Below are 14,249 nucleotides of genomic sequence, written 5' to 3' on the forward strand. Positions count from 1 at the left end.
GACCCAATCCTGTTTTGCCCATGCGACGCGCGAAGATTGTCTGCACCCTTGGTCCGGCCTGCCAGAGTCAGGAAATGCTCGAGGCCCTGATTGAAGCCGGAATGGACGTGGCCCGGCTCAACTTCTCTCACGGCAGCCACGAGAACCACGCCGAGAACATCGAAAAGCTGCGGAAGGCCTCACTGAAGGTCCGCAAGGCGGTGGGTATCCTGGGAGATCTCCAGGGCCCGAAGATCCGCACCGGCCGCTTCATCACGGGCAGCACCGAGCTGAAGGAAGGTGGCGAGTTCCACATCACCACGGACGAGAGCGTGAAGGGCACGGATGAGATCGTGTCCACCACGTACCCGTTCCTGGCCGCGGACGTGAACCCGGGAGACCGCATCCTGCTGGATGACGGCCTGCTGGAGCTGAAGGTCCTGGAGACGGACAAGAAGCAGCTCATCCGCACGCAGGTCATCCACGGCGGCATCCTGAAGAACAACAAGGGCATCAACCTGCCGGGAGTGGCGGTGCGCGCGGACGCGCTGACGCCGAAGGACCGGGAGGACCTGGTGTTCGGCATCAAGGCGGGGGTGGACTTCCTCGCGCTGTCGTTCGTGCGGCACCCGGCGGACATCGACATGGCGCGCTCGGCGATGGCCGAGGTGGGCCGCACGGTGCCCATCATCGCCAAGCTGGAGAAGCCGGAGGCGATCGCCCGGCTGGACGCCATCCTGGACAAGACGGACGGCGTGATGGTGGCGCGCGGAGACCTCGGCGTGGAGATTCCGCCCGAGGAGGTGCCCTCGGTGCAGAAGGACATCATCCGCCGCTGCAACATGCGGGGCCTGCCGGTCATCGTGGCCACGCAGATGCTCAACTCGATGATCGACAACCCGCGGCCCACGCGAGCGGAGGCCAGCGACGTGGCCAACGCGGTGTTCGACGGGGCGGACGCGGTGATGCTGTCGGGCGAGACGGCGAGCGGCAAGTTCCCGCGCGAGTCGGTGGAGATGATGGAGCGCATCGTGCTGGCGGCCGAGTCGACGATGCGGGCGCAGGGGCTCAATGCGCCGACGGAGTCGCCGGTGGGGTTGCCGTCGCACTTCCCGGACGTGATCGCGGCGAGCGCGTGTTACGCGGCGAAGCAGGCGGGGGCGTCGCTGATCGCGGCGTTCACGCTGTCGGGCGTGACGGCGCGGCTGCTGGCGCACTACCGGCCGCCGGTGCCCATCGTGGCGTTCAGCCCGAACCAGGAAGTGCGCCGCCGGTTGGCGCTCCTGTGGGGCGTGGTGCCGCGGATTCTGGAGCCCATCCAGGAGACGGAGGCGATGGTGCGCCGCGTGGAGGAGGAGTTGCTGGCGCGGGGCCTGGCGCAGAAGGGTGACCGCGTGGTCATCGTGTACGGCGCGCCGGTGGGACAGCCGGGGAAGATCAACAGCCTCCGGCTGCACACCATCGGGAGCTGAGGTCTTCGTCTCCCTCTCCGTCACTCCCCTCCCTCTCCCTCCGGGAGAGGGTCGGGGTGAGGGTCTACCGCGTGCCTACCCGCGGAAGTCCTTGAGGGCGCGCTTGGGGACCTCGGCCTCGACGAAGATGCGGAACAGCTCCAGGTCGAGCTGTCCGCTCTGGGCCTCGCGCTTGAGGATGTCGAGCGCGAGCTGATGGGGCACGGCCTTCTTGTAGGGCCGGTCGCTGGCGGTGAGGGCGTCGTAGATGTCCGCGATGGACATCATCCGGGACTGCACGGGGATGGTGGTATCGGGGATGGCGCGCGGGTAGCCGGTGCCGTCGAGCTTCTCGTGGTGCGCGTAGGCGATCTCCGGCACGCGGCGCAGGGTGCGCGTCCACGGAATCTGCGACAGGAAGCGGTAGGTGTGCTCGACGTGGCTCTCGATTTCCCGGCGCTCCTCCTCGGAGAGGGTGCCCTTGGCGATGGAGAGCGAGTGGATCTCCCGGTCGAGCAGCAGGGGGCGCTCCTGGTCGAAGGAGTCCTGGAAGCGCAGGTGACGCAGCTCGTGCAGCCGCTCGAAGTTGCCCTGGGCGAGCACCGTGGGCCGGTTGCAGGTGAGGACGAACTCGAGCACCTCGTCCAGGTGCTGGAGGCTCCTGGAGGAGCTTCTCGTCCTCCTCGGCGTCGATCTCCGCCATGTGGTGCACGCCGCGCAGCTTCACGGCGGCGAGCCGGCGGCGGTAGCTCTGCAACTGCAGGTCCTTGCGCGCGAGCTGGAAGCGGGAGCGCAGCCCCTCCATCTCATGGGGGTAGAGCTTCTCGGCCTTGACGAGCACCGGCTCGCGCACGCCCACCTTGCCGAAGTCGTGCAGCAGCGAGGCGTAGCGCACCTCCTGGAGCTCGGTGGCGGTGAAGCGCGTGTGGGCGTAGGGCCCGGAGTGCACGTGCTCGAGGGCGCGGGCCATGGACACGGTGAGGTCGGCCACGCGGCCCGAGTGACCCGCGGTGGTCGGGTCCCGCGACTCGATGGCCACCACCGAGGCGGAGACGAAGCCCTCGAAGAGGCGGTTGATCTCCTCGTGGAGGAGGGCGTTCTCGATGGCGCCGGCGGCCTGGGCGCCGAGGGCGAGCAGCAGCTCCTCGTCCTCGGAATCGAAGGGGCGCCCGCTGAGCTTGTTGAGGGACTGGATGACGCCGGTGACCTCGCCGTTGGCGTCGCGCATGGGCACGCAGAGCACGCTCTGGGTGCGGTAGCCGCTCAGGGTGTCGAAGGTCCGGTTGAAACGCTCATCGGCGTAGGCGTCCGGGAGGTTGATGATCTCCCCCGTCTGGGCCACCTGGCCGGCGATGCCGCTGCCCACGGGCAGACGAATCTCGTTCTTGGAGCCCTGGGCCACCTTGCTCCACAGCTCGTTGCGCTCGCGGTCGAGCACGAAGAGCGAGCAGCGGTCCGCCTCCACCACCTTGCTGGCCTCGTAGAGGATGAGGGGCAGCAGCAGGTCCAGGTCGCGCTCGGCGCTCATGGCCTTGGTGACGTCCAGGATGGACGTGAGCTTCTTGAGGCGCCGGGTGAGGTCGGGAGGATCGGGCGGGGTCTGTGGAAGCACCGGTTATGGCTCCGAATGAGGACGGCACACGGCCTGGGAGGAATCTTCTTAGCACGGGAAAAGAGCGGCCCGCCCCTCCCCCCCGCTCGCTCCCCCCCCAAGCGGGTACCACCTGGGGGCGGAAGTGACTATGTAGCGCCCATGACCCGCCGCGTTCTCGTGTCCCCCTCGCTGCTGTCTTCCGACTTTGGCCGCCTCGCCGAGGAGGTGCGCGCGGTGGAAGCCGCCGGGGCGGACTGGGTCCATGTGGACGTCATGGATGGGCGCTTCGTCCCCAACATCACCATCGGTCCGGTGGTGGTGGAGGCCATCAAGAAGGCGGCCACCCGGCCGCTCGATGTTCACCTGATGATTGTCGAGCCCGAGAAGTACATCGACGCCTTCGCGAAGGCGGGGGCGGACATCCTCACGGTACACGTGGAGGCCTGCACGCACCTGCACCGGGTGCTGCAGCAGATCCGCCACGCGGGGGCGAAGCCGGCGGTGGTGCTCAACCCGGCCACGCCGCTGTCGGCGGTGGAGGAGGTGCTGGGGGACGTGGAGATGGTGCTGTTGATGAGCGTGAACCCCGGCTTCGGGGGGCAGAGCTTCATCGCGCCCACGGTGGACAAGGTGCGCCGGCTGCGCGCCATGATGGACGCGCGGGGCCTGTCCACGGACATCCAGGTGGACGGGGGCATCAACGCCGAGACGGCCCGGCGGGTGGTGGAGGCCGGGGCCACCGTGCTGGTGGCCGGCTCGTACGTGTTCGGCTCGAAGGACTACGCCGCGGCCATCCGCTCGCTGCGGCCTTGAGGGCGAGCCTCAGAGCGCGGCGGCGGCCCGGACTCCGGCCATCCGTGCCACCCGGGTCATGAAGGTGTGGTCGAAGGGCTTCACCTCATAGGCCTCGGCGCCGAGCTCGAAGCACACGTGGCGGGTGAACTGGTCCTCCACGCCGCTGAGGATGATGACCTTGCAGTCGCGCGTCTCGGGGTCCTGCTTGAGCTGGGCGAGCAGGTCGCGGCCGTCCTGATGCTGGTGGATGTCCAGGATGATGACCGCGGGCCGGTGTCTGCGGGCCAGCGAGAGGACATGCTCGGAAGTGGTATCCGCCACCGAGGCGAGCCCGGAACGGCGGGCCTCCCGGGTGAGCGCGGACACAACGAGCGGCTCGTCATCGGAGATGAGTACGACCGGAGGAAGCATGGGACCCCGGGGTGCCTGCGCTGTTCGGGCAGGAGCCAAGCAAGTCATGTTCCCGAGGGCTCCCCCTGTGAAATGGGGGGGTTACGAGCGGAGGGCCCGGGTCATGGGAGCCCCACGGGTCCCTGTGAACCCCAGGAGGGATTGAGGAATGAAAAGCTGATCCATGGGCGTTGACTAGGCCGGGCGGGTCGGGTACATCCCCGCCCACTTCGACGGCCCGAGAGCAGTTCCGGCGAAGCGCAGAGCGGTATCGGGGAGTGGCTCAGCCTGGTAGAGCACTTGGTTCGGGACCAAGGGGTCGCAGGTTCAAATCCTGTCTCCCCGACCATTAAAAGCCCTGGAGTTTCGCGGACTTCCGCAGAAACTCCAGGGCTTTTGTTTTTCCCCCGGAGCCCTCCAGCAGCAAACCAGCAGCAAGCGGAGGATTCTCGTCCCCGGCGGCCAGCGCGGCCAGCTCCGGCGCCTCGGTCGTCCTGGCGGTGGCGCCCTGGAAGGCGAGCTGGTTGAGCCCCTTGCGCATGTCGTCCAGATCGAGGTGGCCGTACACCTCGGTGGTGATGGCCGGGTCGGAGTGCCGGAGGATGCGCTGCACGGTGGCCAGCGGGACGCCCGCCTTGAGCAGCAGGGTGGCGGTCGTGTGCCGCAGGTCGTGGAAGCGGAGCGGGCGGGGGAGCGCCTTGGGCCAGAGCTTCATGCCGCAGCGGGGGCAGGCGCCCGGCACCGCGTGGGCCTGCCGCTCCTCGTAGCCGCACCCCTTGCGCCGGCAGACGTGGCGGTATCCTTCCACCAAGCCCGCACGTCCGAGGGCCCGGCGCAGCACCTTGTGCAGGGCAATGTCCGGCGGGTGCTGGGTGCCGTCCTTCCGGGGGAACACCAGGGCCGACGGGGAGGTGGCCATCGCCTCCGTGAGGTAGGGGCGGAGCCCCTCGGCGATGGGCAGCAGGTCCTCGCGGTTGCCCTTGGTGGTATCGCTCGCGTGTGAGCGCCCCACCCGGACGGTGCCGGCCCCGAGGTCCACGTCCTCCTTGCGCAGCGCCAGCAGCTCGCCCTTACGCATGCCGGTGTAGACCGCCGTGGCGAAGAGGGGACGCCAGCGCCGCTCCAGCGCCGCGATCATCAGCGGCACCTCCTCGGTGCGCAGGTACATCGGCAACTTCTTCGGCTTCTTGAAGGTGGGGACGGCCTTGGCGGGGTTGGGGCCGCTGTAGAGCCCGCGCCGGATGGCCAGCTCGAAGAGGCGGTGGACATGGGCGCGCAGGTGGTTGAGGGACTTGGGGGCCAGCTCCGCGATCTTCGAGTTGAGCAGCACCTCCAGGCGCGAGGCGGTGATGTCCTTGAGCGTCTGCGGACCCAGCTCCTCACGCAGGTGCTTCTCCGCGAACCCGATGATGGTGGTCGAGCGGAGGCGGCCTCCCATCTCGCTCTTCCAGAGGTCCATCACCTCCCCGAAGGTCACCGGCTTCTGGTGCTCGGGCAGGGGCTCCAGTCCACGCCGTTGGCGGTCGGCCTTCAGCTCCAGGTCGTGCGCGAGGCTCTTGGCCTCGGTCTTCGTGGTGGCCATGGTGGCGGTGTCACGCCAGCGGCCGGTGCCGTCCTTGAAGCGCACGTACCACTTGTTGTTCTTCCTGTAGATGCTCGCCATCGCGACTTCCTCTACGGCGTGATGCTCCGAGGTGGAGCCTCACGGGTTGCTCTTGTTGGTGGGGAAGGGCACCACTCGCCGGCCGTTCGCCCCCTGGCCCTTGATGAAGGAGCGGATGGCCGCTGGCTCGAAGCGCAGGAGCCCACCAATCTTCAAACACGGGAGCTGACCGGCTTGTGCCCGCTGGTACACCCAGCTTCTGCTCGTCTTGAGGAACCTGGCTACGTCGTTGGCATCCCACAGAGAGTCCTCGGTGAGGCCCGGGACCATGCTGCCGTTGTTGCATTCATCCATTACGGGGACTCCTCACCATTGATGGGGGCAGTGGTGCTCAACAGGAGCACCTTGGCCTTGCGGCCACGCCCCCGGTTCACCAGGACGAGGCCCTGTTCTTCCAGGGACTGGAGCCCACGGGCTGCCGCCCACCGCGACAGGCCGTAGCGCTCCAGAGATTTCAGCGACAGGGAGACCTCGGCTGATTTCTTCAGCCCGGCCAGGAACCAGAGGACGACGCCGACGTGCAGGGCCTTGCCGCTCAGGGCGAGCGCCCTGGACATCCAGTTCCAGGGAATGGGTCCTTTGAGGAACAGCTCACCGGGATTGTGGCGCGGAGGGTGAACCGCCGTAGGAGGCGTAGTAGGTACGGCCTGCACTCGGAGCGCTTCCAGATCGAAGGGGGTGCTCACGCCGACACCTCCTGCTGGGCGTGACTCACCTGATGCTGGAGTAGCTCCCACACGGTGTTCCACATGCGCTCGCCGCGCTCGTCCATGTACCGGTTCGGGTGGCGCACCACCTTCGCATCGGAGCGGAGCTCGAAACCGGAGAGCACCATTCTGCTCGCGTCGGCCATCGCGCCCTGCGTCCTGGTCACCACCTCGTCGATCTCGCCCTCCGGGCCCTCTACAAGGAGCGCGTCGTGGACAGGAGCAATGACGTTGATGCCTCGCTCGACGGCGTAGCAGCACGCCAGCCGCAGCATCTCCGCCCCGTTGGCCTGCGCGGGGAAGTTGCGCAGGCTGCGGGTGTTCACGTTGGCGCCCACGAGCACCTGCCACCCAAAGACGGTGTAGAGGTGCCCGTGCAACATCGCGAAGACCTCTGCCGCGTCCGACCACGCCCAGAAGCGCGGGTAGGTGCGACGGTGGCTTTCCAGCAGCTCGCGGGCGTGGGCCGGAGAGACACCGAGCTTGATGGCGAGCGCCTCGTGACCCATCCCGTACTGCACGGCAAGCACAGCCTGCTTGAACTGCTCGCGCTCGGCCTTGTGCGTCTGCTTCGTGCCGTTGGGCGGAATCACCCCAGCTTGTTGCCCGTAGCGCAGATAGGGGTCGCCACAGGTGTACGCCTCCATCATTTTTTCGTCTCCAGACAGTGCAGCGGCGATGCCGAACTCCTGCTGGCTCCAGTCGATGTAGGCGATGGCGCGGCCCGGCTGGGGACGAATCAGACCGCGCAGCCACACCGCAGGTCCGAAGATAAACTTCGAGTTGGAGGGCTGGTTGCGTCCTGTCCTACTGGAGAATGCGGACAGCAGGACGCGGTTGCGGCCATCGGAGCCCACGGCGAGGTCCGCGAGGCGCATCTGGGAGAGGGCGTAGCGCAGCTCGCGGAGTGGGGCGAGTGCTGGCTGGCTGCGGGCCATCTGCCGGAACGTGTCGTCATCCAGGGCGAGCTGCCCACCGTCAGTCCTCGGCCACGGGATGCCGTGTGCGGTGAGATATCGCTCGAACCGCTCCTGCCGGAACGAGCGCCCGTCGTAGATGCCGTACGCCTTGTCCACCTCGGCGATGAGGTCATCCTGGATGGAGGTCCAGTGCTCGCGCAGAAGCGCGAGGGCCGAAACGTCGATGGGGATTCCCTGGTGCTCGATGTGGGCCGCGGCCACCATGTAGCGGCCACGGTGGAGCGCGCGGGGCAGGTCGAGGCTTCCCTCCATGGCTGGAAGCAGCCGCTGCAACGCGAGTACGTCTTCCTCGCAGTAGGCGAGCAGCGCCTGCTTCTCCTCCATCGTCCAGGGGCCGCCACGAAGGACGAGCTGGCGCATGCCTTCCTTCTCGATGGCGGTGAGCGCGTCCAGCCCGAAGTAGGTGAGCGCTCCAATCAGGCCCCAGCCGCACGGCGGCACCAGGCCGTTGGCGTGGCGCCGGAACTCGACGTAGAGGTCCAGCACGTTGGCCGGCGGCCTCCAGCCCAGCACCAGATGACACCCCACCTCCGCGCTCGCATAGAAGGCCAGCACCAGCGCTCGGGTGTCGGTGGGATAGGGCGCCTCGTGGCAGGCGTTGAGTTCCTCCTGCCACATCCGGTGGACGCGCCCGCTGCTCAGTTCGCGAGCCACCATGCAAACGGGACGGGGGCGCTCACCTGGGGGGGCGATGAACTCGAAGTCCACCGCCGTCACCTCGCGGAACTCGTAACCGGCGAGCCGCATCACAGCTCTCCCCGCAGGCGGCGCACGACGGGGTGCTCCAGCGTGTCGATGACGCGGCCTTTGAAGGCGATGCGCACCAGCTCCGAGAACGGCACGTCAGGCCACACCGGCTCGGGCATCTCCGCCTGCGCCGTGAAGACGTCGTAGGCGCCGAGGCTCATGTTGGCGCTCACGCGCACCCACTTCTTGGCGGCGATGTCGGCGGCCTCCATCGCTGAGCGGTTCCACTCGTCGTGACGGCCATCCTCACTGGGCAGGCGGATGGGCCAGAGGAAGGCAACGCCCTGTCGGTTGACGGCGGTGATGATGAGCTTCGGGACGACCTCGCCGCCCAGCTCGCCAACGAGATTGGGGGTGACGACGTAGACCTCGCGCTCCTCCTTCAGCTCGATAAGCGCGAGGGCCGCCCGCCATTCCGCGCCAGGGCGCGTCCGGATGAAGTCCTGCTTGTTCGGCTTGCGCACCGGCACCGTGAGCAGCGCCTTCTTCACCAGGGTGGTCGCCCCGAAGTCCTGCCTGAGGCGCAATGTCTCGAGGGTGAAGTCGGGGACGGGCGCGACCTTCCCGCCGCTCGGAGTGTGCGTGCCCTCGATGGGGGCAGCTTCCTTGGCCGCAGCTTCCTGGACGATGGGGTTCTCGTTATCCTTCTCGATGTTGGACATGCCTGCTTCTTTCCGGGGTGGGCGTGGAAGTAGCCGGTCTGGGCGGGTGGCAGCCCGCCTGGGCCGGTGCCTTGGCCTGTGAGCGGCTAATTGGAGGGATTCACCTCCTCGGACTTGCGCAGCGTCCCGGACGTGAGTCCGAGCGCCTTCTCAATGGCATCAACGAGATCGGCCGGGGCAGGAGAGCTTCCCGTCAGCCAGCCGGACAGGGTGGTCGGGGGCAACCCCATCCGGTTAGCCAGCTCGACCTGCGACAGCCCGGCTCGGGCCAGTTCCACAGCAACGGCAGCTTGAATTCGAGTGCGAGGGGGACGACGCATCCACGCGGCTCCTTTCGGTTCGCCGCCAGTACTACTGCGACGCTCGAAGGCGCGGGGTGGGCGCATGGTGGGCTTCATCCGCCCACCAGCGGGCTCATCAACGTCGGTGGCGTGGGGTCGCGCGCCGCGCCACGTCTTCATCGACACCGAGCTTCTCGGCGAGCTGCAAGGCCACCGAGCGGGCAGGCTCAGCTTGGAGCTGTTCGATATGCGTGGTGGTGCAGGCCGTGATGGTGACGTACAGCTTCTCGCTCAAACGGGCGTTCACCTCGCCGGCAGCGCTGGCGGCCCAGGTCTCATCGAGGAAGGTCGCCCGCTGCTTTGCTCGGCCCCGCCTCTGGACGTCTGCCAGCACCTGCTCGATCGTCTTCAGCGTAGAGCGGTTGAATCTCCAGCGATCTCGCATCGCCACTGCCTTCTGGAAGCCAGCATTGCGCGTGCGGTCTGACCTGACCTCTTGGCCCAGTTGGTCGAGAAGACGCAGAGCTCGACGTTGAAGCTCGGGATCGACCTCTGCTTGGTCTGGGTCTGCTGCGATGGAGACGGCCGCTTCCATGACTGGAAGCAGGACACGGAGGGCATCGCGGAGCGTGACTCGAGCCTCTGGGGTAAGTCGTTCCCAGCTGTCCTTGGTGATTCCCACGTAGCCCAAGTAGGCCCGGATGCCACCGTCTTTGGGCTCTTTGGGGAAGTCGTTCTCAACAACCTCCTCGGGCTGCAAGTCGGACCATGGCCCAGCTTCGTTGAACGAGAACTCGTATCGCCTGAACCGGAAGTACGTTCGTTTCTCGTCCACCGGGACGATCCCAACCGAGTCCCAATCGTGGGGCTGCCGTGGTGGCGGAGCTGCTGGCGGGGGTGCAACGTAAATCTTGGAGGAAGGGATCGGCGGGCGCCCGGTAGATGGCGTATTCGCTGTACTCCTGCCCGCTCGGGCCGACGGGTCACGATTCTTCTCTTGTGAGGAGTTTCTTGGACGAGGGCTTTTCTTGCGTGGCATCTCGAACAAATCCTCTTCCCAGATAATGAAGAGATAGAGCGGATGAGCACTGGTGCACAGGTGTTGGTGCATCTCCGCACATGGGCTACCTACTGCTTAGCTGGGGGCATCTTGTGCTTCCCACCCGCACTCGGGAGGTCTCACAATCCTGGGATGAACAGTGCCATCAGAACTGCCGTGCAGGCCGCGCAGGCGGCGATCAACGGGGCTCACTCGAAGGGCCCCGTGAGCCCCGAGGGTAAGAGACGCAGCGCGATGAACGCCCTTCGGCACGGGCTGAGCGCGAGCAACCTGCTTCTGCCCGGAGAAGATGCTGCCCAGTACGAGCGCCACCTCGATGAGTACTTCGTCACCTTTGCACCAACTACCCTGCCCGAGGCCACCCTGGTAGCTCAGCTCGGAGACACAGCCTGGAAGTTGGAGCGGTTGAGCAAGCTGGAGAGCGGGCGAAGCCTCGCCAGTCTGGAAGAAGCCCTGGAGAAGACGCCCGAGTTCGAGAGGTTCGTCCTCGCCCGCCGGGCACTCCAGGCCGTGAGCGCCTTCGTGGAGATCGCGGACGCCTGCCCGGCGCCGCAGGATGCGGCGCAGACCGACGCCCTGCTGACCGCAGTGGAGGGCTCCATGAAGATCGTCCACGAGGTGCCGGAACTGCCGGAGGCGGTGAGCCAGCCCCTGGCCTTCTCGCTCGGTCACGCCCGGGAGACCTCCAAGGACGGACGGATGCACCCGGACGCCTACCGTGCCCTGGGAAAGAAACGCCGCCAAGGTGCTGAAGGGGGCCCTCTCCGTGAAGCTGGCCGAGGACGAGGGCGCACTGGCGCCGGTGCGCGAGCGGCTGGCCGCCGAGGTGCTGCTGCTGGACGACGCGGACCTGCGGAAGCTGGAACGCCACCGCAAGCTGCTGGAGACCGCCATGCAGCGGCAGCTCGGGCTCCTCGACCAGCTCCGCGCCCAGGTGGCCGCCGTGAAGGCCCAGAACCCAGCCGAGGCCAAGGAGCTGCGCGTGCGCCTGCGGCTCGTGAAGTGAAGTCCTCGGGTTCGTTCTGACGCCTCTCCCGGGCCCTCTCCGCCCTGGCTCGCTAATTGGTAGCCCTATCCAACCTGGGTGAGTACCCCCGGAATGGGGGGACAGGGGTTCCCTTGTCGCAGGTCCACCTGCAAGCCCCCCGGTCTTCTTCGAGCCCCCGGGGGATGGGGGGCTCTCAAGATTTTTTTTGGGGGATTCTCCAGCGGGATGCTCCCGGTACGCGCGCCCTGGAGGGCTTCGCCCAGGGGTTACTGATGGCCGTACCCTGTGTTCGCCCTCTCGCTCCTCGCGCACAAGGGGTGGAGTGCCCCTCCGGCACTTCAAATTTTCGTGGGGTGCCTCGGGAAGCAACTGCGGACCTCCGGCGGTGGAGTTGCACCAGCTCCAGCACCGCCAGGGAGGCTGCACCGTGAAGGCGGGCTGGACCCCCTGCACCATCCGGACGAGACCAGGCACACCTGCCCGGATGGTGACGCGGTAGGCGCATCGCCCGGCTCGCATCGTACGTGAGCCAGCGCGGCTCGAAGCCTCCGAGGCGGGGGACAGGTTGGCCCTCGAAACCCAGGCCCTGTGCCGGGAAGGGCTGGCGCAGCCACCAGCGTGAAACATAAGAGAAGAGGGCGAACTCCCATTGTGGACTGGAAGTTCGCCCCCTGGACCGCTACTGCGCGTGCCGCTGCCTACTCAGTGCGTGGGCCAGCACCGTGAGGATGGCGGCGGCCACGTCCCGTGCGAGGGGCGCGCGCAGCACCTTTCCGAGCCATCTCATGGGACACCTCCTCGCCCCGACTCACGCCGCGAGCCGGAGCTGGGCGGTGTCCGCGATGGCCGCGAGCGCCTGGCGCTTCATGGCGGCGGCCTTGCCCATCCAGATGCTCTCCAACCGCATCGTCTCCACCTTCTTGCCCTGCACGGCTCGGGTGTGGCGGTGGTGGTCGGCCCACTCGCTGAACGCCTGGAGGGCCGCCCAGGCGGTGCCCTGGATGTCGCCCTCGATGCCGGTGCCCGTGTGGAACAGCTCCACCACCTTGTTGCGTGCGTTGGTGATGCGCGGGTGCCTGGCCTCGTCCTCGGGCAGCGGCATCACCCGGTTGAGCACGAGCTGAAGCTGGTGCTCGCTGAAGGGCTGGACGGCGAGGTGATTGGCCAGCTCGCCGAACCGCTCGTAGCCCTCCACGAGGAGTCGGAAGGCCTGCCCCGCTTCCTCCAGCCGGACCTTGGCGCTGGTGGTGTGCGGGATGTGCCACTCGGCCCCGTCCTGCTCCGAGAGGGCGACGCCAAGGGTGTTCTGGCACACCACGCGCGTGGCCACGTTCTTGAGGGTGATGGCGGTGGTGCCGTCATGGCCGCAGTAGCCCAGCACGTACCGCTTGATGGGGCTCTTGTCGCCCCGGACGAGCAGCGGCTCGGGCAACTCGCCGAGCAGCCACCCGCGTACGCCGTTGCGGCCCAAGGTGCCCGCCGTGTGGAAGATGCAGCGCACGCCGCCCGCCGCTTCCACGAGCGTGCGGGCCACCTCCGCGAACTGCACCACCTCGTAGCCCTTGGAGACGGTGGACAGGTACTCGCCCGTGTCCTCCCGGAAGAGGGCCTTCCTGTCCGGGATGGCCTCCACCATGGGCGGCGAGAAGACGGGCCGTTCCACCGCCGCGTAGAAGCCGGCGGCCTGGATGATGGCGTCGTAGTCGGCGTTGGCCGGGAGCGCGGTGCCCAACCCGTGCCAGGGCTCCTTTCCGACGTAGACCATCTTGCTGATGTCGTGCGACATGGTGCTCCTTCCCTTCGTTGAAGAAGGCGCACCTCGGGTGCTCGGGCCCGGTTCATGAAAACTCGAGTCCGTCACCTCGCGGTGCACCGAGCTGTGGTTGTTGGAGGAAGGCGCACTGGCCGGATTGCCAGCGCGTCGGCGGACACGTCTCCGCCATGAGCCTTATGCCGAGGAGCACGCTGCTTTTGACGTGCCGGGCTCATGGCGCTGGTGGCGATTCCTCATCCGTGGGCGGCTTCTCCGGCCTCTTCTTCATCGCCCGCCTTGCCCGGGGCTTGCGCTCGGCCGCCTTCCGCGAGCTTCCGAGCGAAGGGGGCGGGTGATTTCGACACCAGCCGCACGTCTCCGTCATCCCCAGGCAGGGGCGAGGGGCTGGTGGCGTTATGCGGAGCCCACAGCGTCTCCGCGCCCTCCTCCCCCCGGATGACCCGGCCCACATGGCGCAGCCGGGCATTGACGAGCGCGAGCTGGGCGCTGATGCAGTAGGGGGCCATCCGCTGCGTCTCTTCATCCGGCAGATCGTTGTTGGCGAGCAGCTCGGCCAGAAGCGAGGCCCCGCGCAGGGCGTGCTCCAGGGTGGACAGCTCCAGGCCGAGGCTGACGGCACTCGACTCGGAGCGGAGGGTGCGCGTGTTCTTGCCGGTCATGGCGTCCTCCCCCCAGTGAGGACCCGCAGCCCAGCCCCGTGGTCCGGCTTGCCCTCGGGGCGCATCTTCACCGTCAGCTCGAAGCTGGCCTCCAGGCATCCGGCGATGATGGCTTCCCGCTCCTCGCGGGTGCCAACGAACAAGCGGAACGTCATGCGCAGGTTGCTGCGCGTCAGGCTCGCCTTCATGGAGTGGAGGTGCATCCGGGCGAAGTGTCGGGCGGCGGTGCGGTAGTCCTCGTCATCGAAGGCGGCCTTGAGCGCGAGCTGCTGCTCCTCGACCAGGGGCCGCAACATGACGAGGCAGATGGACTTCGTCTCTTCGCACGTCATCGGACGGCGAACGGCGTTCAACATGGCGAGCAGGTTCTTCATGGTGTCCTCCAGTGGGTACGCGGACGGAGGGCACCCAAGGCCCCACGTCCTGCGGCTTATGCCGCCGCTCGCCGTGGAGTTGCCGGTGTGGCGCAGCTCCGCCACCACCCCAGCCAGCCGGACACGCCCCCAGGCACGGGAGCCC

Annotated in this window: 14 protein-coding genes, 1 tRNA gene and 1 pseudogene; 4 read left to right on the plus strand and 12 right to left on the minus strand. The window is 67.6% G+C overall.

The window, feature by feature from the left end; genetic code table 11:
- Positions 1-20: 20 nt before the first annotated feature.
- Complete coding sequence (pyk, locus tag ACN28I_RS38005; RefSeq protein WP_420946794.1) at positions 21-1,451, plus strand: pyruvate kinase; 1,431 nt, start codon at positions 21-23, stop codon at positions 1,449-1,451.
- Positions 1,452-1,526: 75 nt separating this feature from the next.
- Here pyk and ACN28I_RS38010 read toward each other — a convergent pair.
- Positions 1,527-3,042: pseudogene (locus ACN28I_RS38010) on the minus strand (HD domain-containing phosphohydrolase).
- A gap of 141 nt (positions 3,043-3,183) precedes the next feature.
- Here ACN28I_RS38010 and rpe point away from each other — a divergent pair.
- A complete protein-coding gene (gene rpe / locus ACN28I_RS38015; protein WP_420946795.1) occupies positions 3,184-3,837 on the plus strand; it encodes a ribulose-phosphate 3-epimerase in 654 nt (217 codons plus the stop codon).
- A gap of 9 nt (positions 3,838-3,846) precedes the next feature.
- Here rpe and ACN28I_RS38020 read toward each other — a convergent pair whose 3' ends face one another.
- Positions 3,847-4,230, minus strand: a complete 384-nt coding sequence (locus tag ACN28I_RS38020) for a response regulator (RefSeq protein WP_420946796.1) — start codon at positions 4,228-4,230, stop codon at positions 3,847-3,849.
- Between the two features lie 251 nt (positions 4,231-4,481).
- Here ACN28I_RS38020 and ACN28I_RS38025 point away from each other — a divergent pair.
- A tRNA-Pro gene (locus tag ACN28I_RS38025) sits at positions 4,482-4,558 on the plus strand.
- On the opposite strand, the gene ACN28I_RS38030 is transcribed toward ACN28I_RS38025, so the two are convergent.
- The 7 genes from ACN28I_RS38030 to ACN28I_RS38060 form a co-directional block, all read right to left on the minus strand.
- The gene (locus tag ACN28I_RS38030; RefSeq protein WP_420946797.1) at positions 4,559-5,872 is read right to left on the minus strand and encodes a tyrosine-type recombinase/integrase; all 1,314 of its coding nucleotides are present in this window, start codon (positions 5,870-5,872) and stop codon (positions 4,559-4,561) included. It abuts the tRNA gene before it with no gap.
- Between the two features lie 39 nt (positions 5,873-5,911).
- Complete coding sequence (locus tag ACN28I_RS38035) at positions 5,912-6,166, minus strand: helix-turn-helix domain-containing protein (protein WP_420946798.1); 255 nt, start codon at positions 6,164-6,166, stop codon at positions 5,912-5,914.
- A complete protein-coding gene (locus ACN28I_RS38040; RefSeq protein ID WP_420946799.1) occupies positions 6,166-6,429 on the minus strand; it encodes a hypothetical protein in 264 nt (87 codons plus the stop codon). The genes ACN28I_RS38035 and ACN28I_RS38040 overlap by 1 nt, the downstream gene beginning before the upstream one ends.
- A gap of 125 nt (positions 6,430-6,554) precedes the next feature.
- Positions 6,555-8,306, minus strand: coding sequence for a DNA polymerase (locus ACN28I_RS38045; protein WP_420946800.1), 1,752 nt, complete (start codon positions 8,304-8,306; stop codon positions 6,555-6,557).
- On the minus strand, positions 8,306-8,968 hold the full coding sequence (locus tag ACN28I_RS38050) for a hypothetical protein (protein WP_420946801.1): 663 nt from the start codon (positions 8,966-8,968) through the stop codon (positions 8,306-8,308). Before ACN28I_RS38050 ends, ACN28I_RS38045 begins: the two co-directional genes overlap by 1 nt.
- Positions 8,969-9,054: 86 nt before the next feature.
- Complete coding sequence (locus ACN28I_RS38055; RefSeq protein ID WP_420946802.1) at positions 9,055-9,288, minus strand: helix-turn-helix domain-containing protein; 234 nt, start codon at positions 9,286-9,288, stop codon at positions 9,055-9,057.
- 97 nt (positions 9,289-9,385) lie between these two features.
- Entirely contained in the window at positions 9,386-10,084 is a 699-nt protein-coding gene (locus ACN28I_RS38060) for a hypothetical protein (protein ID WP_420946803.1), read from the minus strand.
- A gap of 943 nt (positions 10,085-11,027) precedes the next feature.
- Between ACN28I_RS38060 and ACN28I_RS38065 the strand changes: the two genes are divergently transcribed.
- Positions 11,028-11,315 carry a hypothetical protein gene (locus ACN28I_RS38065; RefSeq protein ID WP_420946804.1) on the plus strand — a complete coding sequence of 96 codons (288 nt, stop codon included), beginning with the start codon at positions 11,028-11,030 and terminating at the stop codon, positions 11,313-11,315.
- A 790-nt stretch (positions 11,316-12,105) separates the two neighbouring features.
- Here ACN28I_RS38065 and ACN28I_RS38070 read toward each other — a convergent pair.
- The 3 genes from ACN28I_RS38070 to ACN28I_RS38080 form a co-directional block, all read right to left on the minus strand.
- Positions 12,106-13,083 (minus strand): DUF932 domain-containing protein, encoded by a 978-nt coding sequence (locus ACN28I_RS38070; RefSeq protein WP_420946805.1) that lies wholly within the window; start codon positions 13,081-13,083, stop codon positions 12,106-12,108.
- Positions 13,084-13,304: 221 nt separating this feature from the next.
- Positions 13,305-13,730 carry a hypothetical protein gene (locus ACN28I_RS38075; RefSeq protein ID WP_420946806.1) on the minus strand — a complete coding sequence of 142 codons (426 nt, stop codon included), beginning with the start codon at positions 13,728-13,730 and terminating at the stop codon, positions 13,305-13,307.
- The gene (locus tag ACN28I_RS38080; RefSeq protein ID WP_420946807.1) at positions 13,727-14,104 is read right to left on the minus strand and encodes a hypothetical protein; all 378 of its coding nucleotides are present in this window, start codon (positions 14,102-14,104) and stop codon (positions 13,727-13,729) included. Before ACN28I_RS38080 ends, ACN28I_RS38075 begins: the two co-directional genes overlap by 4 nt.
- Positions 14,105-14,249 lie beyond the last annotated feature (145 nt).

It is taken from the genome of Archangium gephyra (assembly GCF_049060025.1).
Taxonomy (GTDB): domain Bacteria; phylum Myxococcota; class Myxococcia; order Myxococcales; family Myxococcaceae; genus Archangium; species Archangium gephyra_A.